24 protein-coding genes and 2 pseudogenes are annotated in these 26,846 nt (G+C 70.1%); 7 read left to right on the top strand and 19 right to left on the bottom strand.

What is annotated here, in order from left to right; translation table 11 throughout:
- Window positions 1-2 precede the first annotated feature (2 nt).
- Together nusA and rimP are read right to left on the bottom strand one after the other, a co-directional pair.
- Window positions 3-971 carry a transcription termination factor NusA gene (gene nusA, locus QM711_RS10365; RefSeq protein ID WP_415098997.1) on the bottom strand — a complete coding sequence of 323 codons (969 nt, stop codon included), beginning with the start codon at window positions 969-971 and terminating at the stop codon, window positions 3-5.
- Between the two features lies 1 nt (window position 972).
- Window positions 973-1,449: a ribosome maturation factor RimP gene (rimP, locus tag QM711_RS10370; protein WP_415098999.1), complete on the bottom strand. Its 477-nt coding sequence runs from the start codon at window positions 1,447-1,449 to the stop codon at window positions 973-975.
- 80 nt (window positions 1,450-1,529) lie between these two features.
- On the opposite strand from rimP, the gene QM711_RS10375 reads away from it, so the two are divergent.
- Window positions 1,530-2,471, top strand: a complete 942-nt coding sequence (locus tag QM711_RS10375) for a hypothetical protein (RefSeq protein ID WP_415099001.1) — start codon at window positions 1,530-1,532, stop codon at window positions 2,469-2,471.
- A gap of 10 nt (window positions 2,472-2,481) precedes the next feature.
- On the opposite strand, the gene QM711_RS10380 is transcribed toward QM711_RS10375, so the two are convergent.
- Entirely contained in the window at window positions 2,482-3,279 is a 798-nt protein-coding gene (locus QM711_RS10380; protein ID WP_415099003.1) for a sulfite exporter TauE/SafE family protein, read from the bottom strand.
- A 16-nt stretch (window positions 3,280-3,295) separates the two neighbouring features.
- On the bottom strand, window positions 3,296-5,074 hold the full coding sequence (locus tag QM711_RS10385) for a proline--tRNA ligase (protein ID WP_415099005.1): 1,779 nt from the start codon (window positions 5,072-5,074) through the stop codon (window positions 3,296-3,298).
- Between the two features lie 63 nt (window positions 5,075-5,137).
- On the opposite strand from QM711_RS10385, the gene QM711_RS10390 reads away from it, so the two are divergent.
- Window positions 5,138-7,006, top strand: coding sequence for a cation:proton antiporter (locus tag QM711_RS10390; protein WP_415099007.1), 1,869 nt, complete (start codon window positions 5,138-5,140; stop codon window positions 7,004-7,006).
- A gap of 31 nt (window positions 7,007-7,037) precedes the next feature.
- Here the strand turns inward: QM711_RS10390 and QM711_RS10395 are convergent, their stop codons facing one another.
- Complete coding sequence (locus tag QM711_RS10395; RefSeq protein WP_415099009.1) at window positions 7,038-8,492, bottom strand: hypothetical protein; 1,455 nt, start codon at window positions 8,490-8,492, stop codon at window positions 7,038-7,040.
- Window positions 8,493-8,576: 84 nt separating this feature from the next.
- Between QM711_RS10395 and QM711_RS10400 the strand changes: the two genes are divergently transcribed.
- Genes QM711_RS10400 through QM711_RS10420 form a run of 5 tightly spaced genes read left to right on the top strand, consistent with a single transcriptional unit; the run spans window position 8,577 to window position 11,408 of the window.
- Complete coding sequence (locus QM711_RS10400; protein ID WP_415099011.1) at window positions 8,577-8,954, top strand: YidH family protein; 378 nt, start codon at window positions 8,577-8,579, stop codon at window positions 8,952-8,954.
- Window positions 8,954-9,301: a DUF202 domain-containing protein gene (locus QM711_RS10405; RefSeq protein WP_415099013.1), complete on the top strand. Its 348-nt coding sequence runs from the start codon at window positions 8,954-8,956 to the stop codon at window positions 9,299-9,301. Before QM711_RS10400 ends, QM711_RS10405 begins: the two co-directional genes overlap by 1 nt.
- A gap of 51 nt (window positions 9,302-9,352) precedes the next feature.
- Window positions 9,353-9,775: a hypothetical protein gene (locus QM711_RS10410; RefSeq protein ID WP_415099015.1), complete on the top strand. Its 423-nt coding sequence runs from the start codon at window positions 9,353-9,355 to the stop codon at window positions 9,773-9,775.
- Window positions 9,772-10,080 (top strand): winged helix-turn-helix domain-containing protein, encoded by a 309-nt coding sequence (locus tag QM711_RS10415; RefSeq protein ID WP_415099017.1) that lies wholly within the window; start codon window positions 9,772-9,774, stop codon window positions 10,078-10,080. Before QM711_RS10410 ends, QM711_RS10415 begins: the two co-directional genes overlap by 4 nt.
- A gap of 56 nt (window positions 10,081-10,136) precedes the next feature.
- Window positions 10,137-11,408: an APC family permease gene (locus QM711_RS10420; RefSeq protein ID WP_415099019.1), complete on the top strand. Its 1,272-nt coding sequence runs from the start codon at window positions 10,137-10,139 to the stop codon at window positions 11,406-11,408.
- Between the two features lie 156 nt (window positions 11,409-11,564).
- Here the strand turns inward: QM711_RS10420 and QM711_RS10425 are convergent, their stop codons facing one another.
- The 14 genes and pseudogenes from QM711_RS10425 to dxr all read right to left on the bottom strand — a co-directional run bounded on the left by QM711_RS10425 (window position 11,565) and on the right by dxr (window position 26,786).
- A complete protein-coding gene (locus QM711_RS10425; protein WP_415099021.1) occupies window positions 11,565-12,551 on the bottom strand; it encodes a Gfo/Idh/MocA family protein in 987 nt (328 codons plus the stop codon).
- Window positions 12,552-12,673: 122 nt separating this feature from the next.
- Window positions 12,674-13,729 (bottom strand): L-ascorbate 6-phosphate lactonase, encoded by a 1,056-nt coding sequence (ulaG, locus tag QM711_RS10430; RefSeq protein ID WP_415099023.1) that lies wholly within the window; start codon window positions 13,727-13,729, stop codon window positions 12,674-12,676.
- A 50-nt stretch (window positions 13,730-13,779) separates the two neighbouring features.
- Complete coding sequence (locus QM711_RS10435) at window positions 13,780-15,156, bottom strand: MFS transporter (RefSeq protein WP_415099025.1); 1,377 nt, start codon at window positions 15,154-15,156, stop codon at window positions 13,780-13,782.
- A 34-nt stretch (window positions 15,157-15,190) separates the two neighbouring features.
- Window positions 15,191-16,138 carry a sugar kinase gene (locus QM711_RS10440; protein WP_415099027.1) on the bottom strand — a complete coding sequence of 316 codons (948 nt, stop codon included), beginning with the start codon at window positions 16,136-16,138 and terminating at the stop codon, window positions 15,191-15,193.
- Window positions 16,135-16,800, bottom strand: coding sequence for an L-ribulose-5-phosphate 4-epimerase (locus tag QM711_RS10445; RefSeq protein ID WP_415099964.1), 666 nt, complete (start codon window positions 16,798-16,800; stop codon window positions 16,135-16,137). The genes QM711_RS10440 and QM711_RS10445 overlap by 4 nt, the downstream gene beginning before the upstream one ends.
- A 42-nt stretch (window positions 16,801-16,842) precedes the next feature.
- Window positions 16,843-17,688: pseudogene (locus tag QM711_RS10450) on the bottom strand (L-ribulose-5-phosphate 3-epimerase); the annotation flags it as partial.
- Between the two features lie 17 nt (window positions 17,689-17,705).
- A complete protein-coding gene (locus QM711_RS10455; RefSeq protein ID WP_415099029.1) occupies window positions 17,706-18,362 on the bottom strand; it encodes an orotidine 5'-phosphate decarboxylase / HUMPS family protein in 657 nt (218 codons plus the stop codon).
- Window positions 18,363-18,695: 333 nt separating this feature from the next.
- Window positions 18,696-19,700 carry a sugar-binding transcriptional regulator gene (locus tag QM711_RS10460; RefSeq protein ID WP_415099031.1) on the bottom strand — a complete coding sequence of 335 codons (1,005 nt, stop codon included), beginning with the start codon at window positions 19,698-19,700 and terminating at the stop codon, window positions 18,696-18,698.
- 25 nt (window positions 19,701-19,725) lie between these two features.
- Window positions 19,726-20,577 carry a GNAT family N-acetyltransferase gene (locus QM711_RS10465; protein ID WP_415099033.1) on the bottom strand — a complete coding sequence of 284 codons (852 nt, stop codon included), beginning with the start codon at window positions 20,575-20,577 and terminating at the stop codon, window positions 19,726-19,728.
- Between the two features lie 16 nt (window positions 20,578-20,593).
- Entirely contained in the window at window positions 20,594-21,745 is a 1,152-nt protein-coding gene (ispG, locus tag QM711_RS10470) for a flavodoxin-dependent (E)-4-hydroxy-3-methylbut-2-enyl-diphosphate synthase (protein WP_415099035.1), read from the bottom strand.
- A gap of 55 nt (window positions 21,746-21,800) precedes the next feature.
- Complete coding sequence (locus tag QM711_RS10475) at window positions 21,801-23,018, bottom strand: pyridoxal phosphate-dependent aminotransferase (RefSeq protein ID WP_415099037.1); 1,218 nt, start codon at window positions 23,016-23,018, stop codon at window positions 21,801-21,803.
- A 67-nt stretch (window positions 23,019-23,085) separates the two neighbouring features.
- On the bottom strand, window positions 23,086-24,336 hold the full coding sequence (locus tag QM711_RS10480) for a glycosyltransferase (protein ID WP_415099039.1): 1,251 nt from the start codon (window positions 24,334-24,336) through the stop codon (window positions 23,086-23,088).
- Window positions 24,333-25,619, bottom strand: coding sequence for a M50 family metallopeptidase (locus QM711_RS10485; protein WP_415099041.1), 1,287 nt, complete (start codon window positions 25,617-25,619; stop codon window positions 24,333-24,335). Before QM711_RS10485 ends, QM711_RS10480 begins: the two co-directional genes overlap by 4 nt.
- Window positions 25,616-26,786, bottom strand: a pseudogene (dxr, locus tag QM711_RS10490) (1-deoxy-D-xylulose-5-phosphate reductoisomerase). The gene QM711_RS10485 and the pseudogene dxr overlap by 4 nt, the downstream one beginning before the upstream one ends.
- Between the last annotated feature and the right edge of the window lie 60 nt (window positions 26,787-26,846).

Genomic DNA, 26,846 nt, shown 5'->3' on the forward strand with positions numbered 1-26,846 from the left:
GCCTATGCCTGGGTGTCCGGGCGGATGTCGATCCGCCACCCGGTCAGCCGCGCGGCCAGCCGGGCGTTTTGGCCCTCGCGTCCGATCGCCAGCGACAGCTGGTAGTCGGGGACGATGGCCCGGGCGGCCCGGGCGGTGGCGTCCGTCACGATCACCTGGCTCACTTTCGCCGGCGACAACGCTTCGCGGACGAACTTCGCCGGATCGTCGGAGAAGTCGATGATGTCGATCTTCTCTTCGTTGAGCTCGTGCATGACGGCACGGACCCGCTGGCCCATCGGGCCGATGCAGGCACCCTTGGCGGAGACGTCGCGATTGTGCGAGAGGACGGCGATCTTGGTCCGGTGCCCGGCCTCGCGAGCGATCGCCTTGATCTCGACCACCCCCTGCTCGATCTCGGGCACCTCGAGCCGGAACAGTTTCTGCACCAGGTTCGGGTGGGTCCGGGAGACGACCACCTGCGGTCCGCGCAACTCACGGCGCACCGACACCACATAGACCCGCAGCCGCTTGCCGTGCGAGTAGTCCTCGCCGGGCACCTGCTCGGCCAGCGGCATGATCGCCTCGATGCTGCCCAGGTCGACCCGGACGGTGCGCGAATCGCGGTCCTGCTGGACGACGCCGACCAGGATGTCGCCCTCGGCCGCCGAGAAGTGGCCGAATTTCTGGTCGTCCTCGGCCTGCCGGATGCGCTGGTAGATCACCTGGCGCGCCGTGGTCGCGGCGACTCGTCCGAATCCCTCCGGGGTGTCGTCGTACTCACCGATCTTCTCGCCCTCTTCGTCGAGTTCGGGCGCGAACACGGTCACGTGGCCGGTCTTGCGGTCGAGTTCCACCCGCGAGCCGGGGACGGCGCCGTCGGTCTTCTCGTAGGCGTTCAGCATCGCGTCCTCGAGCGCGCCGACCAGGATGTTCATCGGGATCTCGCGGTCGCGTTCCAGGGCCCGCAGGGCCTCCATGTCGATGTCCATGTCACTGTCCTTCGTCGTCGATGCTGCGATTGAGTTCCACCTGGACCACGGCCCTGGTGAGTGAGTCGATGGGCAGGGTGCGCGAACTGCCGTCGATGTCGAGGGTCACCTCGGTCTCGGTCGCCCCCAGAATCCGGCCGGTGATCGCACCGTCGTCGGTGCTGGCGGCGATCAGCCGTCCGGTGTTGCGCCGGAAATGCCGGGCAGCGGTGAGCGGACGGCTCACCCCGCGGGAGGAGACCTCGAGCGTCCACGGCCGCTTCCCGAGGGCCGGGGCGTCGTCCAGGACGCGGGAGATGGCGCGGGTGGCGTCGGCGATCTCGTCGAGGGAGGGTCCGCGGCCCTGCGGCCCGTCGCCGTCGAGGTAGATCTGCACCACCCGGCGGTTGCCGGCCGCGATCACCTCGACTCGGTCGACTTCCAGCCCACGCGGGGCGACCACGGGCGTCACCAGATCGGAGATGGTTGTTGAGTCCATGGGTTCTCCTCGATCCGGTTTTGTCCTGCAGTTGTCGGCCGGTGCGACCGTGGGGCAGTTTACCCGGTACCGTCGGGGCCGTGATCGGACGCCGGCTGCTGCTGCTCGGCGGCGCGGCGGCGCTGGCCGGGTGTACCGGCGACGGCAACCCTCCTCGGCTGCCGTGGAGCCCGCCGAGTCCGCTGCCCGTCACCCTGCCGGACGGGCTGGCCGGACGCCTCGGCCGGACGGCCGCGCTAGCCGGACTGCTGGTCGGCAATGCCGCCGCCTGGAAGCTGACCGCCACCCGGGTGCACACCCTGGAGTGGTTCCGGACGGCGTCCCTTGAGCACCTGCTCGTGCTCACCTCGGCCGACCCGGCCCGGCGGCAGCGGGCCGGCGTGATGCCGACCGAACCGTCCGCGCCGGCCCTGCGCACCGTGGCCGCGACGCAGGCGGCCCTGTCGCGGGAGCTGCTGGCCCTTCAGGGGGTGCATCGTGCTTCGGCCCGAACCGCCACCGGTCCGGCTGCGCTGCTGTGGGCGTCCCTGGCGGCGTTCAGCGCAACGATGGCCGCCGTGCTGCCCCACGGTGTCGGCGCCTTGGGCGATGACGGCACCGACCGCACCCCAGACCTGACCGCGACCGACGTCCACCGCGTCCTGCTGCTGACGGCGCAGGCCGTCTACAGCTACGAGATGGCGCTGGCCGCGTCCGGGCTGACCAAGGCCGATCGCGGCACCCTGCGCTCCCGGCTGCGGCAGTGGCAGGCGCTGCGCCCGATGATCCTGTCGGCCGCACCCGACATCGAACTCACCGCCCCGTCGATCGGCTACGACCTGCGGCCGGCCCGGGACCGCTCGATGGCCTGGCAGATCGCCGTGCACACCGAGAGCGCCGCCCTTGAGCTGCTCGGCGCCTGGATCGCCGGGCCGGCCACCCCCGCGCAACGCCGGATCGGCGTCGATGCGCTCGCCGCCACGAACGCCGCGCTGGTCCGGTTCGGCGGCTCGGCGCTGCGCTGGCCGGGCTGGCCGGGTTGATCGGTCGATCTCAGCCGAAGTAGCTGAACCAGGTGTCCCAGGCCAGCTTGACCGCCAGCGCCGACACCACGACCAGGAAAACCCTGCGGACGAAGGTGTTGCCCTGCTTCAGTGCCGTCCGGGCGCCGAGGAAGCCGCCGGTCAGGTTGGCGGCGCCCATCAGCAGCCCGAGCCCCCACAGGATGTTGCCGGTGACCGCGAACGCCACGATCGCCGCGGCGTTGGTGGTCAGATTGGCGAGCTTGGCCAGCGCGCTGGAGGCCAGGAAGTCGTGGCCGATCACCGAGACCAGGGCGATCACGAAGAAGGTGCCGGTGCCGGGCCCGATGAAGCCGTCCCAGGCGCCGACGACCAGCCCGATCGCCGCCATCCGCAGCCGGGCGTCGTTGCCGGTGTGCTTGATGTGCCCGTGCAGGCCGAGTTGTGGACGCCGCCAGGTGTACCAGCCCACCCCGACCACGGCGGCCAACACCAGCGGGGTGAAGTGCTGCCGGGGCAGAAAGTGGGTGAGTTGGGCGCCCGACCAGGAACCGACCGCCGCCATCGCCAGCAGCGGCCAGGCCAGCGTCCAGTCCACCCGGATCGACCGCAGATAAGTGGCGGCAGCGGTCGCCGTGCCCAGGAAGGACGGCAGCTTGTTGGTGCCGGCGATGGTCGCCACCGGCGCCTCGGCCGGCAGCCCGATCAGCAGCGCCGGCAGCTGGATCAGTCCCCCGCCACCGACCACGGCGTCCACCCAGCCGGCGACGAAGGACGCCGCCACCAGCAGCGCCAGGGTCAGCAGCGGGAGTTCCAGGCCGGTCACCATCGACGGTGCCGCACCGTCACGAGCGCAGCAGCGCGATCAGCTCGTCGGCCGCACCCTCGGCGCCGAGTTCGGACCGCTCGCCGGTGGCCCGGTCGCGCACCTCGATCAGCCCGGACGCCAGCCCGCGTCCGATCACCACGGTGGTCGGCACGCCGAGCATCTCGGCGTCGGTGAACTTCACCCCCGGGCTGGCCTTTCGGTCGTCCAGCAGCACCTCGAAGCCGGCCGCCGAGAGCTCGATGGCGAGCCGTTCGGCGTACTCGGTCATCGCGGCGTCCTTACCCGCCGGGACGAGCTGGACGTCGAAGGGCGCCAGCGTCCGCGGCCAGGCCAGTCCCCGCTCGTCGCAGTGCGATTCGGCGACCGCGGCCACCGCCCGGGACACCCCGATGCCATAGGAGCCCATGGTGACGGTGACCAGCTTGCCGTTGGAGTCGAGCACCTTCAGGCCCAGCGCCTCGGCGTACTTGCGACCGAGCTGGAAGATGTGACCCATCTCGATGCCGCGGGCCAGACTGAGCGGCCCGGAGCCGTCCGGAGCCGGATCGCCTTCGCGGATCTCGGCGACATCGAGGACGCCGTCGGAGCGGAAGTCGCGCTCGCAGACCAGGTCGTAGACGTGGTGACCCGCCTCATTGGCGCCGGTGATCCAGCGGGTGCCGGCCACCACCGCCGGGTCGGTCAGGTACAGCACCGCGCCGGCGGGCGCTTCGTCGCCTTCGAACTCGCCGATGCCCAGCGCTCCCGGGCCGATGTAGCCCTTCACCAGCTTGGGGTAGGTCGCGAAGTCGGCCTCGCCGAACGGCTCCACCTCGGACGGTTCGACGGCGGCTTCGAGCCGCTTCATGTCCACGTCGCGGTCACCGGGCAGGCCGATCGCCAGCGGCGTCCGGGTGCCGTCGGGACTGCGCAGCATGAACAGCACGTTCTTCAGCGTGTCGGACGCCTGCCAGGCCCGGTCCGGACGCGGGAAGCGGGCGTTGCTCAGCGCCACCAGCGACTCGATGGTGGGGCTGTCCGGGGTGTTCTCGACGTGCGCGGCGGGGGCGGCTGACGCGTCCTGGGTGTCGGCCAGCGGACGCCGCACCGCCTCGACGTTGGCGGCGTAGCCGCCGGGCGAGCGGACAAAGGTGTCCTCACCGGATTCGGCGATCGCCAGGAACTCCTCCGACGCCGAACCACCCATCGCCCCCGAGGTGGCCTTGACGATCACATACTCCAGCCCGAGCCGGTTCATGATCGCGATGTAAGCGTCCCGGTGCGCCCGGTACGAGGCGTCCAGGCCGGCCTCGTCGATGTCGAAGGAGTAGGAGTCCTTCATCACGAACTCACGGCCACGCAGAATGCCGGCCCGGGGCCGGGCCTCGTCGCGGTACTTGGTCTGGATCTGGTACAGGCTCAGCGGCAGGTCCTTGTACGAGCTGTACAGGTCCTTCACCAGCAGGGTGAACATCTCCTCGTGGGTCGGCCCGAGTAGGTACTCGTTCTCCCGGCGGTCCTTCAGCCGGAACAGGTTCGGGCCGTACTCGGTCCACCGTCCGGTGGCCTCGTAGGGCTCCCGGGGCAGCAGCGCCGGGAAGCGCACCTCCTGGGCGCCGATCGCGTCCATCTCCTCGCGGACGATCGCCTCGACCTTGGCCAGCACCTTCAGGCCGAGCGGCAGCCAGCTGTAGATCCCCGGCGCGGCACGCCGGATGTAGCCGGCACGAACCAGCCACCGGTGGCTGGCGACCTCGGCATCGGCCGGGTCGTCGCGCAGCGTGCGGACGAACAACTTCGACAGGCGGGTGATCACCGGGTCAGCCTAACGGTCAGACGTGATGAGATATCCGCGAGTACCGACCTCGGAGGGCGTCCCATGGAGATCCTGCTGCTGGTGGTGGGCTGCGTCAGCACCGTGCTCGCCGCCACCTGGCTATGTCGCCGGGTGCCGATGCCGGCCCCGCTGCTGTTGCTGATCATCGGCGCCGCGGCGTCCTATGAGCCCTGGTTCCCGCTGCCCGAACTGACCGCCGAGATGGCCCTGTTCGGCTTCCTGCCGCCGCTGCTCTACGCGGCCGCGGTGAACACCTCGCTGGTCGACTTCCGCACCAACCTGCCGGCGATCGGGTACCTCTCGATCGGGTTCGTGCTGTTCTGTGCCCTGGGCGTCGCACTGGTGATCACCGGGCTGCTGCCGGTGCCGTTCGCGGCCGCCTTCGCGGTCGGGGCGATCGTCGCGCCACCGGACGCCGTCGCCGCGGTCGCCGTCGCGCGGCAGGCCGGCCTGCCCAGACGGGTGGTGACGATCCTGGAGGGCGAATCGCTGCTCAACGACGCCACCGCCCTGGTGGCGCTGCGGACCGCGGTGGCCGCGCTGGCCGCGTCGGTGACGCTGGCCGAGGTGGGCACCGACCTGGCCCTGGCCGTCCTGGTCGGCCCGCTGGCCGGGTTCGTGGTCGCGAAGATCTCGATCTGGCTGTTCCGGGTGCTGACCGACGCGATCGCCAGCACGACGCTGACCTTCCTGATCCCGTTCGCCGCCTACGCGCTGGCCGAGAGCTTCCACGCCTCCGGCGTCCTGGCCGTGGTGGTGGCCGGGCTGATGGTCGGCCATGTCACACCGGTGGTGCGGTCGGCGCCGGCCCGGGTCTCCACCTGGATGAACTGGTCCACCATCCAGTACGTGCTCGAGCACACCGTCTTCCTGCTGATCGGGCTGCACACCCATCAGATCCTGGACGCGGCGGCGTCCTATCCGGTGTCGAACCTGAGCATCGCCGGAGTGTCGGTGGCGGTGCTGGCGGCGGTGATCGGTTTGCGGATCGTCTACGTGATGGCCGTCCGCCCGTTCCTCGGCCGCAGCCATCGCCCCTTGTCGTGGCGCGAGGCGGCGATCATCTCCTGGGCCGGCATGCGCGGCGTGGTCACCCTGGCCGCGGCGCTGACCCTCCCCGCCGACACCCCGCTGCGTCCGGTGCTGCTGCTGATCGCCCTGGTCACGGTCGCCGGAACCCTGCTGATCCACGGGCTGACCCTGCCGCTACTGGCCCGGCGGCTCGGCGTCCACGGTCCCGATCCGCGCGAGGACGCGCTGCAGGAGGCGATGGTCACCCAGCGCTCGGTGATCGCCGGCATGGCCGCGATGAAGGAAGCGGCCGGACCGGACGACGGCGAGCTGATCGCCAGGTTGAAGCAGGCCGGCAAGCGCCGGGTGGACCTGCAGTGGGAACGGCTCGGCCACGCCCGCGCCGGCGGCGGCGCCGAGAGCGGGGCGATGGCCTACCGCCGGCTGCGGCTGATCGGGCTCACCGCCGAGCGGGCCAAGCTGTTGGAGATCCGCGACCGCGGCTTCGCCGACCACGAGGTGCTGAGCGCGCTGCTGGCCGAACTGGACGTCGAAGAGGCCACGTTGCTGATCCGCGAGGACCGGGAGCGCGAAGTGCGCGAAGCTCCGCCCCGGGCAAGCGGCAACGCACCGTGCGTCCACCTGGACGGCGCACCCGCCGAGGTTGACTTCGAGGCGCATGGCGACTGCCTGGACTGCCTCGCGACCGGCCAGGAGCCGGTGGAGCTGCGGATGTGCCTGAGCTGCGGGCACATCGCCTGCTGCGACTCCTCCCCCGGTAAGCACGCCGCCCTGCACTTCCGGCAGACCGGACACCCGGTGATGCGCTCGATCGAGCCCGGCGAGCACTGGCGGTGGTGCTACATCGACCAGTTGCACGACGAAGGCCCCGGAGAATGATCCCCGAGGCCTCGCGCCGAGTGAGACAGGCTCAGTAGTAGCTGATGCTGATCTTCGATCCGGTCATCAGTGCCGAGAAGCCACGCAGCTTCACGTCCTTGTACCAGTAGCGACGGCTGATCCGGGCGTCCCGGGCGTAGAAATGCACCTTCGCCGCCATCTTCGCCTCGACGTAGTCGGCGCCCTGCAGCGACAGCTTGGCCGAGCCGAAGTTCGCGCCGCCGCGCTTGGTCCACTTGATTGTGCTGGTGCGCAGCTTCACCCCGCCCGGAACCCGGACCGCGAAACCGCACCCGGACGGCCGGACCGACTTCTGCTTCAGGCACCAGGAGTACTTGGACTTCGCCGCCTTGATGATCGCCGACTTCCCCGCGGAGCTGATCGCCAACTTCCCGCCCGCCGGGGTCTGGGCGCCGAGGTCGCTGACGGTGACCTTGACCGAGCCGTAGCTGAGGTTCCGGTTGGCCGCGGTGACGGCGTACACGCCCGGGAAGAGCGACACCACGCTGCCCGGCGCGGTTACGCCGGCCAGCTTGACCGGCGCCTCGGACCGCTGCATCCGGGACAGGTCGACGCTGGCAGCGATGTCGGTGAGCCGGAACTGGTCGCCGACTCTGGTGACGTCGAACGTCGCCGACACCGGAGCACCCGCCAGGGTGTAGCTGGCCGAGACGCTGGTGGCGTTGGGGTCGCTGACGTCGGCGACCTGCACGTTGGACAGCTTCCCCGCGGTCGCGGCAGCGAGCACCCCATTGGTCAGAAACGTGGTGTCGCCGGTGGGGGCGGACGCCGCCAGGCTGAGTGCCGTCGTGGCATCGCCGGCGCCGAGTGCCCGCAGGTAGGAAACCACGGCGTCCGAGGCCTTCGCGGTGGGCACCGTCGGCTGGGTGGATTGGGACGGACCTGAGGTGCCCGAGGTGGAGACCGTCGGCGACGGCGTGGGCGTCGCGGAGTTGTTGTTGCGGACCACCCAGACGACGCCGACGATCAGTGCCAGGACGACCGCCGCAGCGACCAGACCGATCAACAGCCGCTTGGAGTTGCCGCCGCCCGGCGAACCGGGGCTGGGCGGCGGAGCACCCCACTGCTGCGGTGCGCCGTAGGCCGGCTGCTGCGCGGTTCCGTAGGGGCCGGAGCCGTACTGACCCGGCTGCGGTCCGGACGGCTGGCTCGGTGGCTGCTGCCCCCACCCCTGGCCCGGCTGCGGTCCGGACGGCTGGCTCGGCGGCTGCTGTCCCCAGCCCTGGCCCGGCTGCGGTCCGGACGGCTGGCTCGGTGGCTGCTGTCCCCAGCCCTGGCCCGGCTGCGGTCCGGACGGCTGGCTCGGTGGCTGCTGTCCCCACCCCTGACCCGGCTGAGCACCTCCTGGTGGCGGGTAGTTGCCGGGCCCACCCGGCCAGGCTCCGGGGCCCGGGTTGGCCGGGTTCGGCTGTGGCTGCTGGGGGTCGGGGTAACCGCCGCCCGGAAAAGATCCGTTGTGACTCACCTGCGCGTCCTTTCCCGCTGTGAGGCGACAGTGTACGGTTCCGCGGCGTCAGTCCGGCGACGACCCGGCGCTATTCTCAGCGGCATGCAGCACGAGGACGTGAGCACCCGCTGGCCGGGGTGGGTGTACGGGGTCGGCGACGAGCCCGATCCACGATTCAGCCTCGCCAACGAACGCACTTTCCTGGCCTGGATCCGCACCGGTCTCGCCTTCGTCACCGCCGGCCTCGGCATCGCCGCACTCGCCCACTTCGCCCCCGCGGCCGGCAGCCGGTTGGTGATCGCCGGCGTGGTGATGCTGTGTTGCGGGGTGCTGTGCGGAGTCACCGGCTTCTCCCGCTGGGCTCGCAATGAGCGCGCCATGCGCCTCGGATCGCCGCTGACCCGGCCGTCCGTGCTGCCGATGTTGTCGCTGATCCTGTTGCTGATCGCCGGACTGGCCGTCTTCACCCTGCTCGGCTGATGAGCGGCCGCTTCGAGTTGCCGGACCGGGTTTGGGACCCGGGGCTGCAGCCGGAACGGACCTCGCTGGCCTGGCAGCGGGTCAACCTCGCCGGCCTGGGCGCCAGCCTGGTCAGCGCCCGGCTGGTGGTCGAGGTGGCGCCGGCGGTCGGCTACACGCTGGCCGCGCTGAGCGTCGGCGTCGCCGGGGTGGTCACCTTCGTGCACAGCCGCCGCCTCGGCCGCACCCTGGCCGCGTTGTTCGCCGGACGGCGGCTGCCGGATGCCCGGGTGCACGCGCTGCTGGTGTTGCTGCTGGTGGTGATCGCGCTCGGCGGACTGGTCTTCGTCGCCGGGACCACACCCTGAGTGATTAGGAAAGTACTTTCCTTATTGGAAAGTACTTGCTAGATTGGCGACATGGAACCGATGAACTACGAGACCGCACGTGCCCAGGTCGACGAGATGGCCGTCCGTGCCCGGCGGTCGGCACGCTGGCTGGCCCGCTACTACCTGGTGTTCGGAGTCGCGTCACTGCTTGCCGCAGTCGGGTTCGGGGTCCTGCACGGCTTGGTCTGGACGATCGTCCTGACCACCTTGTGGGGGGCGCTGATCGTCGCCATCACCGTCTACGCCGCCCGGCAGCGCACGATGGTCCGCGGCGGCGGCCGCCTCCACGGCTGGGTGATGGCTGTCTGGACGGTGCTCTGGGTCGGCACCGTGGTGATCGGCAGCGGCTACGACCTGGCCTGGCCGTGGTGGCTGGGCGGCGGTGTCGCGCTGCTGGCCACCTGCACCGTCGGTGCGTGGGCGGTGCTGCGCCGGACGGACGGCGGCCGGTGAGCATCGACGAGCAGTTCCACTCGCCGGTCCGGTTCGCCATCATGGCCACCCTGGTCAGCCTCGACCGGGCCGAGTTCGCCTTCGTCCGGGACGCCGTCTCGGTGTCGGACTCGGCGTTGTCCAAGCAGGCCGGCGCGCTGGAGGCCGCCGGCTACCTGGCCATCACCAAGGGCCATGTCGGCAAGCGGCCGCGCACCTGGTATTCGCTGACCGAGCATGGCCGGACCGCCTTCCGAGCCCACCTGGACGCCCTTCGCGCGCTCGCCGAGGCAGCCGCCGGCTACGCAACCCACGGCCCCGGCTGACGTCGTCGACCGGGTAGTCTCCGCGAGCCGGAGAAAGTGTGGACGAGGGGGGCCCGATGACGCAGCCGGAGGCGGGTACCCCGGGCGCCGGGCACCTGTCGGTGGGCCAGGGAGCCGCGCTGAGCATCGGTGCGGTGCTGGGCACCGGCGTCCTCACTCTGCCGGCGCTGGCCGCCGAGATCGCCGGGCCGGCCAGCCTGTTGTCCTGGCTGGCGCTGATCCTGCTGTCGGTGCCGCTGGCCGGCACCTTCGCGACGATGGGTGCCCGCTACCCCGACTCCGGCGGCGTGTCGACCTACGTGCGCCGAGCCTTCGGCAACCGGGCCGCGGCGATGGTCGGCTGGTGCTTCTACACCGCCGTCCCGGCGGCCGCACCGGCGGCGGCGATGATGGCCGGACGCTACGTCGCGGACGCCACCGGCGGCGGCCGGGCGAGTGAGCTGGGCACCGCCGCGGTACTCATCGTGGTGGTCTGGGCCTTGAACGCGGCCGGCCTGCGGCTGTCCGGACGCGTCCAACTTGCCGTCGCCGCCGTCCTGGCCGCTCTGATGGTGCTCACCGTGGTGGTGGCCCTTCCCCACGTCCGACCGGACGCCATCGGCCCGCTGCTGCCGCACGGCTGGGGCTCGGTCGCCTCGGCGGCCGGGCTGCTGGTCTGGGCCTTCGCCGGCTGGGAGGCGATGTCGTCGCTGGCCGCCGAGTACCGCGACCCTTCCCGGGCCGTGCCGCTGGCTACCGCGATCGCACTGGTCGCGGTCGCCGTGCTGTACCTGGCGCTGGCCGCCACCACCATCGCCGTGCTCGGCCAGGACGCCGGCGCCAGCCACGCCCCGCTGTCGGACCTGATGGCGCTGGGCATCGGGCCGCTGGCCCGGCCCGCCACCGCGGTGGTCGCGGTGCTGCTGACCGTCGGCACGATGAACACGTTCTTCGCAGGTGCCGCGAAACTGGGTGCCGCCCTGGCCCGGGACGGAGCCCTACCCGGCTGGTTCGCCGAGGGCAGCAGTGCCGGCGCGGTGCCGAGGCGCAGCTTGCTGATCGTCGGCGGCGGCGCCCTGGTCTCGCTGACCGTGACCGCGGTGGCCGGGCTGGACCTGACCGCCACCATGTTGTTGGCCACCAGTTCGTTCACCCTGGTCTACCTGCTGGGCAGCGCCGCCGCCGTCCGGTTGCTGCAGCCGGGCTGGGCGCGGCGGGCCGCCTGGGTCGCCGCGCTGGCTTCGGTCGGCCTGGCGGTCAGCATCGGAGCGCCGATGCTGTGGCCGGCCGGGGTCTCGGCAGCTGCCGCGCTCTACCTGGCAACAGCAGGACGCGGTGCGCCGAAATGACACTTATCGCGGCCCGCGGTCGGTGTCGTCCTGATCCTCGCGGCGAACTGAGCGTTATGCGGCGACCCGGTTCCGCTCAATACGCTGATAATTCCGCGGCCCGCTCCTGGGAGCCGAAGGCTCCCGATCAATACGCACGAAATCCGGCGGAACGGTTCAGCCGTCCTCGGGAAGCACGCAGCCCACCTGGCGACGCAGCTCGTCCAGCACCTCCATCACCGCGATGCTGTCGTCGAGGGTGAGCCGCGGACTTTCGGTCAGCCCCTCGCGCAGGCACCGTTCCACCTGGAGCGCCTGGAAGTGCATGCCGCGCGAGGTGCGCTGCGGCTCGAAGGTCTCGGCGAGTTCCTGGCGTCCGGTGTAGCGGCGCACCGTCGTCCAGTTGTAGAAGGCGCCGTCGAGTTCGAGGTAGCCGTCGGTGCCGATCACCACACCCCGGGACGGCCCGGCGCTGAGCATCGTGGTGTGCGCCTCTGATCGGGCGCCGCCGGCGTGGGTCAGCACCATCGAGACCTCGCCGTCCACACCGGTCGCGGTCAGCGTGCCCCGCGCCACGATGTCGGACGGCGCACCGAGCAGGTCGAGCGCGAACGAGACGTTGTAGACGCCGAGATCGAGCAGCGCACCGCCGGCCAGCAACGGATTGTGCAGGCGTCCAGCCGGGTCGGGGTTGAGCTTCTGGCTGTGGTCGGTGATCACCGCGCGCACCTCGCCGATCGAGCCGTCGGCGATCCGTTCCCGGACGAAGCCGGTGGACGGCAGGAAACGCGTCCACATCGCTTCCATCGCGAACACGCCGCGGGTGCGGGCGGCGTCCGCGACCCGACGGGCCTGGGCGGCGGTGACGGTGAACGCCTTCTCGACCAGCACCGGCTTGCCGGCCTCGATCGCCAGCAGCGCGTGCTCGGCATGGAAGTTGTGGGTGGTGTTGACATAGACGGCATCCACGTCGGGGTCATCAACCAGCGCCTGGTAGCCGGCGTGCGCGGTGGGGATGCCGAACCGGTCGGCGAACGCCTGCGCCTTCGCCCCGTCCCGGGCCGCGACCGCCTGGATGTGGAGACCCTCGGCGATCAGGTTCTCGGCGAAGGTGCCGGCGATGCCACCCGCCCCCAGCAGTCCCCAGCGGATCCGGTCGGTCATCGCGGTCTCCTTCGATCGGCTGAAACCGAGTCTTTCAGATGGTCGCGATGTGCAGCCGGCTGCGCCCCGGCCGAGACAGTGCCCGGGGCGCAGCCTTACCGGTCAGGCCGGCGAGGTCGCCGTCACAGGATGGACGGGAACGGCACGTTCTGCTCGTCGGTGAACGCATCCTCGAAGCCGCGGCGGTAGTGGTATTTCCGCTTGTCGACGTCGTTGGGGAAGGTGAACCGGCCGCCGACGTCCCAGATGAACGGCTTGAACCGGTACTGCAGCACGTCCTTCTTGATGTTCCACAGGTCGACGATCTCTTGCGGGTCGGCCTTGAAGTTGGTCCAGACGTCGTAGTGGAACGGGATCACCACCTTGCACTGCAGCGCCTCGGCCATCCGCAGGATGTCGATGGAGCTCATCTTGTCCTGGTTGCCGATCGGGTTCTCGCCGTAGGAGCCGAACGCCACGTCGACCTGGTGGTCCTTGCCATGCTTGGCGAACCGGATCGAGTAGTGCGAGTCGCCACTGTGGTAGAAGCTGCCGGCCGGTGTCTTGAACAGGTAGTTGACCGCCTTGTCGTCCATGGTCGGCACCTTGCCGGCCAGCGGCTCCTCGGCGGTGACCAGCACCGTCCGGTCGAACGAGTCGAGCATGTGGATCTCGACGTCCTTGATCTTCACCACGTCACCGGGCTTGACCACCACCAGCCGGTCCTCGGGGACGCCCCACTTGCGCCAGATCTCCGCGCAGCCCTCCGGCCCGATGAACGGGACGTCGTCGGCGCAGTTCTGCAGCACCGCGGCGGCGAAGAACGGGCAGATGTGGTCCTGGTGGATGTGGGTGGCCAACACCGCGTCCACCGTGGTGATCGCGAACGGGTCGATCACGATCGGGGCGGCCCGCAGGTTCGGCTGGGTCGCCCGTCCGCCGGTCATATTGCGCATCTGGTGATAGGGCGCCATCTCCTTCACCTTCTGGGTGCGCTTGCCGTTGCCGAACCAGGCGTCGGTGACGATGTTGGCCCCGCCCTCGGTCTTCAGCCAGATGCCGGTGTTGCCGATCCACCACAGGTCGAACGTGCCGGGCTCGACCACAGTGGCGTCGATCTCTTCGTTCAGCCAGGTGCCCCATTCGGGAAATGCGCCGAGGATCCAGCTCTCGCGGGTGATCTCGTCGATCTTGCTCATGTGTGAATAGCTCCTTCGAATTGTTCTAGCGGGGTTGAGAAAGGTAGGGATCAGATGGAATCGAGCGAGCGGCCCTTGGTCTCCTGGGCGAACATGTAGGTGACGCCACCGATGACCAGCAGTGCGGCGAAGAAGATGAAGGCCGGCGGAATCGAGGCCAGGGTGACCTTCTCTCCGAACATCAGGCCGAGCATCACCGGTCCGAAGACCTTCGCCGAGGCGCCCAGGCCGTAGCCCAGGCCGAGACCGGTGGCCCGGGCCTCGTTCGGGAATTGCTCGGCACCGATTGGGTTCAGCACGCCGAAGGCGCCGTCGCCGAACACCATCGCGATCAGGATGCCGGTGAAGAACACCCAGCCCGCGGTCGAGGCGTCCCATCCGGCGCTGGTGGTGATGGCCACCGAGCCGGCGGCGATCAGCAGGCCGAGGGCACCGATCAGGCCGTAGCTGAGCATCACCCAGCGGCGTCCGATCCGGTCGGCCAGCCAGGCCGACGACAGCCGTCCGAGCAGGTCGCCGAGCGAGACCACCATGAACAGGCCGCCGACCATCTGGGCGTTGAAGTGGAAGCCGGAGCTGAGGATCGACTGCCCCCAGGACTGGATCACCGACGAGCCGAAGATGAAGCAGAACGACCCGAGAGTGACGATGACCAGGGCTTTCAGGTACTTGCGGAAGATCAGCGAGTAGGACGCCGAGGCGGCATGGGTGATCTCGGGCAGGGCACCGATCTTGTCGGCCGGCATCTCCAACGCCCAGGCCAGCGCGGCGCGGGCCTCATCGGTGCGGCCCTGGGACTGCAGGTAGCGCGGCGACTCGGGCACCAGCCGCAGCCAGAGCAGCAGGAAGATCGGGACGCCGCCGAGGCCGATCAGCAGCCGCCAGTTGTCGCCGGTGGCGATCTGCGCCACCGAGCCCAGGAACAACCCGACCGGGATGAAGACCGCGGTCAGCCCGGCCAGCAGGCCGCGCTGCTTGGCCGGAACGAACTCCTGCACGTACGGGATCGAGACGATGTTCAACCCGCCCACGCCGATGCCGACCAGAACCCGCAACACGGCCAGCAGTACCCAGCCGTTGTCGGGGGTCAGCACGCAGGCGAGGGTGAACACGGTGAACAGCAGCACGCACCAGAAGAACGCCTTCTTGCGCCCGATCTTGTCGGCCATCCTGCCCCACAGAATCGCGCCCAGCACGGTGCCGAGACCGGACATGGCCAAGATGATGCCGGCCTCGAAGCCGTGCAGCGTCCATTTGGGATCCTTCAGCAGGCTGCTCACGGCGAACCCGATCAGGAACATGTCGAAGAACTCGGAGATATTGCCCACCACGGCGAGCGAGATCAGGTTCTTCTGATTCTTGGTCAGCGGACGGGAATCGATCTGTTGCAGGGCGGTGAGCGCCCCGGTGGTAGGTTTCGAAGTCATCGTTAACTCCTCAGGAAATGCCCGGGACGCCGGGTCAACGGACGATGTCGGTGGAGGTGGGAATCGCGAGCTCGGCCGGCGACACGTGGGTGAGGTCGCCGTGGTGGGTGAGCGCGAATTTGGACGTGCGCAGGCCGTAGTTGATGCCTTCGCGCACGCTGTCGTCGAGGTAGCCATGCAGCGTGCCACCGACGAACGAGTCGCCCGCCCCCGGCCGGTCGACCACGGTGACGCCCTCGACCTGGAAGACCTCTTGGCCCTCGATGCCGCTGTAGTAGACGCCCGCGGTCGAGTCGGTGGACACCACGTGGTCGAGCCCGTACCGCTCGCGCAACGTGGAGTTGATCGACGGGCCGTCGCCAATCAGGTCGAACACCTTGACGCCGTCCAGCCGGGAACAGAACAGGATCGAGGTCTTCGCCAGCAGCGGCTCGAGCACTTGGCGGGCCCGCTCCGGGCTCCACAGCAACGAGCGGTAGTTGACGTCCAGGGCCACCTTGACGCCTCGCTCGTGGGCCGCGCTGACGGCGTGGGTGATCACCCCGGCGGTGTTCTCGGTCAGCGCCGCGCTGATGCCGGTGACGAACAGGAGGCGGGTGTCCAACAACCGGTCCCAGTCGAACAGATCCGGGGTGATCTCGCGGAACGCGGTATGCAGCCGGTCGTAGGTCACCTTGGCCGGCAGCGGCGCCTGCCCGGGTTCCATGAAGTACAGCGCCATCCGGCCTTCGCACGGCACACACATCGACAGGTCGACGCCGACCCCGCGGTACTCGTTGGCGAACCGCTGGCCGAGATCGCTGGTCGGCAGGGTGGAGGCGAACGCGGTCTTCCGGCCGAGCTGGGCCAGCAGGCCGGCCACGTTAGCCTCCGAACCGGCTGGCGATAGTCGCAGGTCGTTGGAGGTGGCGAGGCGTCCGCCACGATGGGCGGTGAGTCGGATCTGGGCCTCGCCCAGGGTGGTCAGGTCGTAGCTCGTCATCGGGTCAGTCCTTCACTCGCGGCGTCGGTGCCGTATCGGTTGCTGTAGCGGTCGTAGTTGGCGGCGATCTCGTCGTCGGGCAGCCGGGTGAGTTCACCCAGCCCCTCCGCGACGGCGACGGTGCGGGCGATGTCCTCAACCATCACCGCCGCCTGGAGCGCCTTGTTGATGGAAGCACCCACGGTGAACACTCCGTGCTGCTTCATCAGAATTGCCGGCGAGTTGCCGATCGAACGGACGATTTCGTCGCCGATCTCGTTGCCGCCGATCGAGGCGTAGGCACCCACCGGGACGTCACCGCCGAACTCGTCGGCGATCGCGGTGAGCACGCACGGGATCGGACGCCCGGTGGCGGCGAAAGCGGTGGCGTAGCGGCTGTGGGTGTGCACGATCGCCATCACGTCCGGACGCCGCCGGTACACCCCCAGATGCGAAGCGGTGTCGGAACTCGGGCCGCGGGTGCCGTGGACGATCCTGCCGTCCAGATCGACGACGACCATGTCGTCCGGCGCCATCTCGTCGTAGAGCACCCCGGAGGGCTTGATCACCACGTGCCCGGTTTCGGGGTCGCGGGCCGACAGGTTCCCGCCGGTCCAGGCCACCAGACCCGATCGGGGCAGGGCCAGATTGCCCTCGCAGACCGCTTCCCGCAGCGTGCGCAGCGACTCCGGCAGGGCGTCCGGCTCGGCAACGGCGCGCACCGGTTGGTGCACCGCGATGCCGGCTGCCCGGAGCCGGTCCTCGATGAACCGCCGTGCAGCCGCGGAACGCTCGGCCGAGTCGTCGGCGTCGTCATTCCACATCTCGATCATCAGCCGTCCGGACCAGTTCTGCCGGGCGAGCTCGGCGAACGCCTCGTCCCAGTCGACGATGCCCTCACCCATCGGCACCCGGCGCGGCTCGCCGCGCCGGACGTCCTTGGCATGCATGGCCACCATGTGGCCGGCTCCACGCCGCAGCTCGGCCGTGATCGGCTTGCCCTGCTCGGCGATGTTGCCGATGTCGGGGTAGACCTGCAACCACGGAGAGCCGACCTCGTCCACGACATCCATGGCGGCCGAGATCGAGACGATGTCGGTGCCGTCCACGTTCTCGATGCCGAGCAGGACGCCACGCCGGGCCGCGTACTCCGCGCCGTAGCGCAGGCAATCGACGTACCGCTGTCGGGCCCGCGGGCTCGGCTCTTCGTAGAAGGCGTAGTAGCCGGCCAGTTGCAGGACGGGGATGTGCAGGTCGGCGCACAGGTCGATGCCGTCGACGAGTACTTCGCGGGCCCGGCGCCGCACGGCCGGGTCGGCCGAACCGGGCGCGATCCGGCGGTGCACCGACAGGCACAGCCCGCCCAGCGCCACCCCGGCCCGCTCCGCGGCGGTGCGGACGGCCGTCCGTTCGGCCTGCGACCAGGAAAGCCGAGCCTCGCGTTCGGGGGTCTCGTCGACGGAGATGTCGACGAAGGAGAACCCGCCCCGCGCGGCCTGGCCGAACAGGTCGGCCCAGGAGCCGTTCCATTGCAGCGCCTTCTCGTAGATGCCGAGCTCGACACCGGCCATCGGTTGGCTGTCGCTGCTCATGGCCACACGCTCGCGATCTCGGTCTGCATACGGTCGGCAGCCGCCAACGGGTCGTCCGCCCCTGCGACCGAGCGGCCGGCGATGATGATCCCGACCGGATGCCCGGCGAACACCTCCAGGTCGTCGGCCTTGATGCCCCCGGTGATGGTGACGGTGAAACCCATCGCCGCGAGTTCGTCCACCCGGGCCAGGTCGTCCGGGCCCCAGGACAGGTCGCCGGCCGCCTCGCGGTCCCGGGACCGCTTCACGATGACGTGTTGGGCCCCGGCCGCGCGCCAGCGGCGGGCCTTGTCGGCGTCGTACCACTCGTCGGCGAGCTCGATCTGTACTTCGCCGCCGTGCTCGGCGGCGACCGCGCACACCTGTTCGACGGTGGTCATCGACGCGCCGGCGACCACCGAGACCAGGGACGCCCCGGCCTCGAACGCCATCTGGGAGAGCAGCTTTCCGGCCTCGGCGATCCGGATGTCGGCCAGGATCTCCTTCTCCGGGAACAGTGCCCGGATCTCCCGAACGACGCGTAGGCCTTCGGCCAGGATCAGCACGGTGCCGCACTCGATCACGTCGATGCCGGACGCCGCCTGCTGCAGCGGGGTCAGTGCGCTGGGCAGATCCTTGAAGTCCAGCGCGATCTGGAGCCGGGGTCGCCGCATCGCGAGTCCCACCCCCGCAACCGGTGAGGATCCGCCCACCGGTCTTGTGTCGGAATACATGAAACCTCCTATTCACCGGTCGCCTCGTCGCGATCCGGAATGAAGGGCCGGAGTTCGTCTCCGGTTACTCGGACGCTACGGGCGGGAGGTGGTCGCCAGCCATCGGTGACTGAACATCCGCTCAGAAGAGACTTGATTCACGAGCAAGGCCGCGAGTAAAAGAGCTTGTCAAAAGCGATTAACAGACGCGCCTCAGCGGGATATTGAGCATCCGTTCACATCGCCCCAAACCTGCGCGCGGATCGGTCGAGACTGGTATTCGATCGGGGGGCGTCAGCCGACGGACTTGAGCAGGCTGATCGCGGTGGCCAGGTCGGTCACCAGCGCAGACAGGAAGCCGCCCGTCATGGCCGCCGCCAGGGCGTCCACCTTGTCCTCGCCCCAGGCGACCCCGATGGCGAGCGGGATCTCGCGCAAGCGTTCCGGCTGCACCGACACGGTGCGTGGGCACAGTCCGGTGCGCAGATGCTCGCCGTCGGCGGCGAGATGATGCCCGCAGATGTGGGCGACGGCACCCGCGCGGCGCAGGTCCTCGGTGGTCTCGGCGTCCTCGTGTTCGCGCAGGATCAGTCCCGAGTGACCCATCCGGACGGCGCCGACGCCCAGCAGTGCGAGGTCCGCCCGGGCCGCCAGCTCCAGCGTGGTGGCGAGCTGGTTGTCGGCGACCAGTGCGGCGGCGATGGCAGCGTCCTTGACCACCAGCGGTGCCGGCAGCGGATGGAACGAGCCGCCCAGCTTGCGGGCCATCCGGCGGCAGGTCTCGGGCGAGTCGAGCAGTCGCTCGGACTGCCCGGTGCTGCCGATCATCTGTACCACTCGCGATCTGGGCCAGACCAGTTGGGGCATCGCGTCGACGGTGGCCGTCACCGCCATTCCGTTGGACACCGCGATCACGGCGTTCTCGGCGGCGTTCTCGATCAGCAGGTCTGCGGCACATCGGGCGACGTCCGCCTGCGCCGCGGAGGGATCGGCCGGGTCGGCGACCCGGGCCTGCTTGAGACCGAACGCCCTGGTCAGGGCACGTTCGACACTGACCACCCGCTCCAGCGGATGGCCGATCCGGAACTGGACGATCCCCCGCTCGCGCGCCTCGGCGAGCAGCCGGGACACGGTTGCCCGCGAGAACATCGCTTCGCGGGCGATCTCGAGCTGGGTGCGTCCCTCGGCGTAGTACTGCCGGGACACCTCCAGCAGCAGCGCGATGTGCTCACGGGCGTCCGAGGTGCGCGAGCGATGCGTGGAGAGGCTCATCCGCGACCCGTCCCCGCCAACGCTCATCGAAGCAGCATAACGACGCGCTCTCTCAGTAGAGCACGGTGGCGAACTGGCCGGCGATGGTGAAGCCGGTGCGCAGATAGGTCCGGACGGCCCGGACGTTGAAGTCGTTGACGTAGAGCGAGACCGCGTGATGGTCGGCGAGGATGCACTGGGTGGCCGCCGCCATCGCCGGGACGGCGAGGCCGCGTCCCCGCAGCCGGGGGTCGAGCCATACCCCCTGGACTTGGGCGATGCCGCCGCAACTGATCCCGACGTCGGCCTTGAACACCACGTTGCCGGCGTCGTCGGCGATCCCCCACGCCCGCCCGGTCTCCACCAGGTTCTGGCAGTGCAGCTTGTAGCCGGCCCGTCCACCGCCGGCGTTCGGGTCGACCCCGACCTCCTCGGTGTACATGGCGACCGCGGCGGCGTGGTACGAGGTGAACTCGGCCATGGTGATCCGCCGCACCGGGGCGTCCGTCGTCGTTGCGGTGACCTCGCGGGCCACCATCAGCGGTTGCCGCGGCCGGATCTCGCGCTGTCCGGCATAGCTGGGGGTGCGGGCCGCGAAGGCTCGGTGCAGGGCCAGAGCGATGTCGCTCTTGCCCACGATCGACTGGCAGGACCGGTACTGACCGGCGATGTCACCGAAGGCGGTGATCGCGGCGTCCCGTTCGTCGTCGGCGCAGTCGCCGAACACCGGCGCCAGGTTCCACCCGGCGTGCAGCAGGTGCCTGGGCTTGTCGGCCGGCCAGCCGTAGACGGTCGCGGGGACCGTCCGCCAGAGCACCCCGGCGTCCACTCGGGAGGCGACGAACAGATTGGCCAACGGGTCGGCGGCGAGCAGGCGGCGGACCAGGGCGTCGTCGCGCGTGGTGAGTACCCGCGCGCGTTTCATCCCCCGGATTCCCGGGTCAGCTGACGGAAACCATCGGCGCACCCTCGGGCGCGCCGTCCGGGGCCTCTTCGGCGAGCCGGTTCGCTTCGGCGATCAGGGTCTCGACGATCTGGTCCTCGGGGACGGTCTTGATCACCTTGCCCTTGACGAAGATCTGGCCCTTGCCGTTGCCGGACGCCACGCCCAGGTCGGCCTCGCGGGCCTCGCCCGGACCGTTCACGACACAACCCATCACAGCCACCCGCAGCGGCACCTGCATGCCCTCAAGGCCCTTGGTCACCTCTTCGGCGAGGGTGTAGACGTCCACCTGGGCGCGTCCGCACGACGGGCAGGAGACGATTTCGAGTTGACGGGGGCGCAGGTTGAGCGACTCCAGGATCTTGATCCCGACCTTGACCTCCTTGGCCGGCGGCGCCGACAGCGACACTCGGATGGTGTCGCCGATGCCCTTGCCGAGCAGCGCACCGAAGGCGACGGCCGATTTGATGGTGCCCTGGAAGGTGGGGCCGGCCTCGGTGACGCCGAGGTGCAGCGGGTAGTCGCACGCCTCGGAAAGCATCTCGTAGGCGCGCACCATCACCACCGGGTCGTGGTGCTTCACCGAGATCTTGAAGTCGCGGAAGCCGTGCTCCTCGAACAGGGACGCCTCCCACAGCGCCGACTCGACCAGCGCCTCGGGCGTCGGGGCGCCGTACTTGGCCAGCAGCCGCTTGTCCAGCGAGCCGGCGTTGACGCCGATCCGGATCGACACCCCGGCATCGGACGCCGCCCGCGCGATCTGCTTCACCTGGTCGTCGAACTGGCGGATGTTGCCCGGATTGACCCGGACGGCCGCGCAGCCGGCGTCGATCGCGGCGAACACATACTTCGGCTGGAAGTGGATGTCGGCGATGACCGGGATCTGGCTCTTCTTGGCGATGATGAACAGCACGTCGGCGTCGTCCTGGCTGGGTACGGCGACCCGGACGATGTCGCAGCCGGTCGCGGTCAGCTCGGCGATCTGCTGCAGGGTGCCGTTGATGTCGGTGGTCTTGGTGGTGGTCATCGACTGCACCGAGATCGGCGCGTCGCCACCGACCAGCACTTTGCCGACCCGGATCTGCCGGGTCGGGCGACGCGGGGCCAGGACGGGCGGCGGGGTGGCGGGCATGCCCAGGTTGACGGTCATGGACTCCTCGTTCGACATCAACTGCGAGCGGCCCGAACGACCGCCGCCAGACAGCCTACTCGCGCCACTCAGCCAGGAACTCCGCGATCCGGCCCACCGCCTCGGTGAGCACGGCGGCGTCCGGCAGGGTGACCAGCCGGAAGTGGTCGGGCTCGGGCCAGTTGAACCCGGTGCCGTGGGTGACCAGCAGCTTCTTGGTGCGCAGCAGGTCGATCACGAACGCCTCGTCGTCGGCGATCGGGTAGACCTCGGGGTCGAGCCGCGGGAAGCAGTACAGCGCCCCCATCGGCTCGACGCAGCTGACCCCCGGAATCTCGTTCAGCAGCCGCGAGGCCAGCTTCGACTGCTCGTAGAATCGGCCGCCCGGCACGATCAGCTCGTTCACCGACTGGTACCCGCCGAGCGCGGTCTGGATGGCGTGCTGGCCGGGCACGTTCGAACACATCCGCATGTTCGACAGCAGGGTCAGGCCCTCGAGGAAGTCGCTGGCCAGGTGTTTGGGTCCCGAGATCATCACCCAGCCGGCCCGGTAGCCGCAGACCCGGTAGGCCTTGGACAGTCCCGAGAAGGTGAGGCAGAGCACGTCGTCGCCGGCAAAAGTCGCGGCGTGGTGGTGGACGGCGTCGTCGAAGATGATCTTCTCGTAGATCTCGTCGGCCATCACCACCAGGTCGTGCCGGCGGGCGATGTCGATCAGCCCGCGTACCGTCGCCTCGCTGTACACCGCGCCGGTCGGGTTGTTCGGATTGATGATCACCAGGGCGTGGGTGCGCTCGGTGATCAGTGACTCGATCTCGGCCAGGTCGGGGTTCCAGTCGTTGGCCTCGTCGCAGCGGTAGTGCACCGGGCGTCCGCCACACAGCGACACCGCCCCCGTCCACAGCGGGTAGTCGGGCGCCGGCACCAGGATCTCGTTGCCGTCGTCGACGAAGGTCTGCAGCACCATCATGATCAGCTCGGAGACGCCGTTGCCGATGTAGACGTCGTCGACGCTGGTGTGGGTGAGGCCCTTGGACTGGTAGTACTGCGCCACCGCGGTGCGCGCCGAGTAGATGCCGCGGGAATCGGAATAGCCCTGTGACGAGGGCAGATGGTGCACCATGTCGGCGAGGATGCGTTCCGGGGCGTCGAACCCGAAGGGTGCGGTGTTGCCGATGTTGAGCTTGAGGATCTTGTGCCCCTCGGCCTCCAGCCGCTGAGCCTCGACCAGGATCGGTCCCCGCACGTCGTAGCGGACGTGTTGCAGCTTCTTGGACTGGACGATGCGACGCATGGGGATCAGTCTGGCAGCCGCGACGGTGTTGGTTTCGACAGGCTCAACCAGCGGCTCGTCGTTCCGGTCACCCGTCGAGTAGGCGGTCGAGCTCCGCCAGAACGGCGGCGGTGCCGTCGGCACGCGCGGCGCTCTCCCCCACCTCGGCCGCCCGTCGACGGTGGTCGTCCCCGGCGACGCCCGCGATCAGCCGGGCCAGCCGTTCGGCACTCAGCCCGTGCAGCGGGACGGGCTCGGGACCGACGCCGAGCGCCGCGAGCCGGCGTCCGTGGTAGCCCTGATCGAAAAGTGCGGGCACCGCCGCGGAGGGGACGCCGGCCCGCAGCCCGGCAGCGGTGGTGCCGGCACCGCCGTGGTGCACCGAGCCGGCCAGCAGCGGCAGCAGCGCGTCGTGCGGCACCGCCCCCACCGTGCACAACCACTCGTCCACCACACCGCGCGCCCCGCCCGGCACCCCTGGGGCGACGATCCGGCGTCCGGCCAGCCTGGCGGCCTTGCCGAGCAACTCCAGCCACCGCACACCACCGGCATCGTTGAAACTGCCCAGCCCCACGTAGACCGGTCGCTCACCGGCCTCCAAGAACGACCGCAGCGGTTCGGACGGCTGCCAGTCCGGCTGCGGCGACGGCCGGATCGCGCCGGTCTGCACGCAGCCGTCCGGCCAGTCGGACGCCGTGGGCACCAGCACCGGATCGGCGGCCAGCCAGGTCGGGAACTCCCCCGCTGCCGCGGCCAGTGCGGCGGCGCTGTGCCGAGGCAGCCCGGCATTGCGGCGGAACGCGCTGCCGGTGGCGCGGGACAGCCCCTGCACGGTGTGCCAGTACCACGCCACGAAGCGCCGCCGGGCGGCCGTGGGGCCGCGCAGCCGGTGTCCCTCCAGGTGACTGTCCGGCTGCAGGGTGGGCAGGACGGCGGTGTGCAGCACGGTGGCCATCCGGCAGCCGCGGTCCTCGACCAGGGCCAGGGCGGCGTCACGGGAGGCGATTCCGGTGACCACGACCGATCCCGCCGGCACCTCGTCCAGGGCGGACGCCAACGGCTGCGCCAGACCGGCCAGCCAGCGCCGCAGCAGTACCGGCTGCAGCGTGGTCGTCCGGTACGCGAGGCGTCCGAGCCAGCCGGAACCGAGCCGTGCCACCTCGGCCATCGCCGGCCCGATCCCCCGGAACGCGGCGCCGTGGGAGCGCACCAACTCGGCATAGTCGTCGACCGCCACCACCGTCGCCGGACGACCCCGGGCCACCAGCGCGCCCGCCAGCACAGCCAGCGGCTCGACGTCGCCGCGGGAACCGATCGCCAGGAAGGTGACCGGCGTCACCGGAACAGCTGCATCGGACTGACGATGTCGGCGACGATCAGCACCGCGCCGCTGAGCAGCAGGAAGCCGCCCACCAGGTAGGCGACCGGCAGCAACTGGGCGGTGTCGAAGTGCCCGGGGTCGCGCCGTCCGAACAGCCGGGCGGTTCCGCGGCGCAGCGCTTCCCACAGCGCGCCGGCGATGTGCCCGCCGTCCAGCGGCGGCAGCGGGACGAAGTTGAATAGCGCCAGGAACAGGTTGACCGCGGCCAGCAGCGAGCCGAACAGCACCACCTTGTCGGTGCCGTCGATGCTGGTGCTGGCGGCCGCTTCGCCGGCCGCCCGGCTGGCGCCCAGGATGCTGAGCGGGCCGTAGATGTCGCGCGGCTTGCCCTGCACCATGTCGGCCAGCACGTGGTACACCTTCACCGGGAACTGGGCGATGGCGGCCCCGCTCTGCACCGTCAGCTGCCACATCTGGACGACCACGTCGCCCGGTCCGCCCTTGACCAGTACCGAGGTGGGGGTGATGCCGAACCAGCCGGCCGGGATCCGCTTGCTCGGGTCGAGCAGGTCGGGCACGCCGGTGACAACGGTGTTCACCGGTGTCAGCGGCGTCCGGACGCCGTCGCGCAGGACCACAAGCCGGGCCTGCCCGTCGAGGTTGGCCCGGATCAGGTCGACCAGTTGCGGGTAGCTGGTGATCGCCACGCCGTTGAACTCGACGACGGTGTCGCCGGCCCGGATGCCGGATTTGGCCGCGGGCGTGTCGGGCACCAGGCACTGGGTGGTCGGCTGGTTCTCCCGGATGATGCAGGACTGGATCTCGGCGACCACAGGTTGCGGCTGCCAGCTGCCGTGCAGGCCGAGGATCGACCAGAACAGCACGAAGGCGATCAGCAGGTTCATCGCGGGCCCGCCGGCCATCACGATCAGTTTCTGCCAGGTCTTCTTCTGGTAGAACAGCCGGTCGTTGGCGATGTCGCCGGGGGTGATCTCGGACCACTCGTAGGCTCGCGCCGAGTCGGCGAACCGGGTCAGCCGGCTCTCCCGGCGGCGCTGCGGGGCCGGCGGGTACATGCCCATCAGCCGGACGTAGCCGCCGAGCGGGATCCATTTGAGGCCGTACTCGGTCTCGCCGCGGGTCGTCGACCAGATCGTCGGACCGAACCCGACGAAGTACTTCGGCACCCGGATGCCGAACGCCTTGGCCGGCACCATGTGGCCGATCTCGTGCAGCGCGATCGAGACCAGGATGCAGGCGAAGAAGAGCAGCGCGAAAACGACGGTGAGCAGGGTGTTCATGCGTGGGCCTGGGCTCCCACGGCGATCAGTTCGGCGGCCCGGGCGCGTCCCCAGGCGTCCGCGGCCAGCACCACCTCGACACTGAGCGCCGAATCGGACGGCGTGGCCAGGTGCTCCTCGACCACCGCGGTGACCGTGTCGACGATGTCCAGGAAGCCGATCCGGCCGTCGCAGAAAGCGTCCACGCAGACCTCATTGGCAGCGTTGTAGACCGCGGGCGCGGTACCGCCGGCGTGCCCGCAGCGACGGGCCAGTTCGACGGCCGGGAACGCCTCGGAGTCGAGCGGCTCGAAGCGCCAGTCGATGCCGCGGCTCCAGTCGAAGCCTCGGGTCACCCCCGGAAGCCGGTCCGGCCAGTTCAGGGCCAGCGCGATCGGCAGCTTCATGTCCGGCGGCGAGCATTGCGCGATGGTGGAGCCGTCGCAGTACTCGACCATCGAGTGCACGTCGGAGGTGGGGTGCACGACGACTTCGATGGCGTCCAGGTCGACGCCGTAGAGCAAGCCGGCTTCAAGCAGTTCCAGGCCCTTGTTCATCAGGGTGGCCGAGTTGATGGTGATGATCCGGCCCATGTTCCAGGTCGGGTGGGCCAGCGCCTGCTCCGGGGTGACCGCGGTCAGTTCGGCCCGGGTCCGGCCGCGGAACGGCCCCCCGGATGCGGTCAGGATCAGCCGGCGGACCTCCTCGGCGCGTCCGGCCCGCAGCGCCTGGGCGAACGCGGAGTGCTCGGAGTCGACGGCGACGATCTGGCCGGGCGCTGCCGCGGCGGTGACCAGTTCGCCGCCGATCACCAGGGACTCCTTGTTGGCCAGCGCCAGCGTGCTGCCGGCGGCCAGCGCGGCCAGGGTGGGCTCCAACCCGGCGGCGCCGGTGATCGCGTTGAGCACCACGTCGCAGGGCAGTGCGGCGAGCCGCTGCGAGGCGTCCGGGCCGGCCCAGACGGCGGTGGTGGCCGGCCAGCCGTCCTTCCAGCGCGGCAGCAGCGGCCGGGGTGGGGACGGCGACGACGTCCGGTTTCCAGGCGGTGGCCTGGGCGGCCAACCGGTCGAGGTTCCCGCCGCCGGCGGACAGCCCGATGACCCGGAAACCGTCGGGGTGGCCGGCGATCACCTCCAGGGTCTGGGTTCCGATCGATCCGGTACTGCCGAGCAGGACGACGTCACGCACCGAGCCAGGCTACAGGTGGACTGTGCTGCATCATCCGGAGCGCTGCTCCATCAGATCGGG

The organism is Micropruina sp. (assembly GCF_047602385.1).
Lineage (GTDB): Bacteria > Actinomycetota > Actinomycetes > Propionibacteriales > Propionibacteriaceae > Micropruina.

Excerpts from the sequence above, each read along its gene's own strand:
- QM711_RS10420 (WP_415099019.1), top strand. The coding sequence starts at position 10,137 with ATGACGCAGCCGGAGGCGGGTACCCCGGGCGCCGGGCACCTGTCGGTG.
- QM711_RS10435 (WP_415099025.1), bottom strand. The coding sequence starts at position 15,156 with ATGACTTCGAAACCTACCACCGGGGCGCTCACCGCCCTGCAACAGATC.
- QM711_RS10380 (WP_415099003.1), bottom strand. The coding sequence starts at position 3,279 with ATGGTGACCGGCCTGGAACTCCCGCTGCTGACCCTGGCGCTGCTGGTG.
- QM711_RS10475 (WP_415099037.1), bottom strand. The coding sequence starts at position 23,018 with ATGCGTCGCATCGTCCAGTCCAAGAAGCTGCAACACGTCCGCTACGAC.
- QM711_RS10440 (WP_415099027.1), bottom strand. The coding sequence starts at position 16,138 with ATGACGAGCTACGACCTGACCACCCTGGGCGAGGCCCAGATCCGACTC.
- QM711_RS10390 (WP_415099007.1), top strand. The coding sequence starts at position 5,138 with ATGGAGATCCTGCTGCTGGTGGTGGGCTGCGTCAGCACCGTGCTCGCC.
- QM711_RS10455 (WP_415099029.1), bottom strand. The coding sequence starts at position 18,362 with ATGCGGCGACCCCGGCTCCAGATCGCGCTGGACTTCAAGGATCTGCCC.
- rimP (WP_415098999.1), bottom strand. The coding sequence starts at position 1,449 with ATGGACTCAACAACCATCTCCGATCTGGTGACGCCCGTGGTCGCCCCG.
- QM711_RS10425 (WP_415099021.1), bottom strand. The coding sequence starts at position 12,551 with ATGACCGACCGGATCCGCTGGGGACTGCTGGGGGCGGGTGGCATCGCC.
- QM711_RS10410 (WP_415099015.1), top strand. The coding sequence starts at position 9,353 with ATGGAACCGATGAACTACGAGACCGCACGTGCCCAGGTCGACGAGATG.
- nusA (WP_415098997.1), bottom strand. The coding sequence starts at position 971 with ATGGACATCGACATGGAGGCCCTGCGGGCCCTGGAACGCGACCGCGAG.
- QM711_RS10465 (WP_415099033.1), bottom strand. The coding sequence starts at position 20,577 with ATGAAACGCGCGCGGGTACTCACCACGCGCGACGACGCCCTGGTCCGC.
- ulaG (WP_415099023.1), bottom strand. The coding sequence starts at position 13,729 with ATGAGCAAGATCGACGAGATCACCCGCGAGAGCTGGATCCTCGGCGCA.
- QM711_RS10400 (WP_415099011.1), top strand. The coding sequence starts at position 8,577 with ATGCAGCACGAGGACGTGAGCACCCGCTGGCCGGGGTGGGTGTACGGG.
- QM711_RS10485 (WP_415099041.1), bottom strand. The coding sequence starts at position 25,619 with ATGAACACCCTGCTCACCGTCGTTTTCGCGCTGCTCTTCTTCGCCTGC.
- ispG (WP_415099035.1), bottom strand. The coding sequence starts at position 21,745 with ATGACCGTCAACCTGGGCATGCCCGCCACCCCGCCGCCCGTCCTGGCC.
- QM711_RS10405 (WP_415099013.1), top strand. The coding sequence starts at position 8,954 with ATGAGCGGCCGCTTCGAGTTGCCGGACCGGGTTTGGGACCCGGGGCTG.
- QM711_RS10460 (WP_415099031.1), bottom strand. The coding sequence starts at position 19,700 with ATGAGCGTTGGCGGGGACGGGTCGCGGATGAGCCTCTCCACGCATCGC.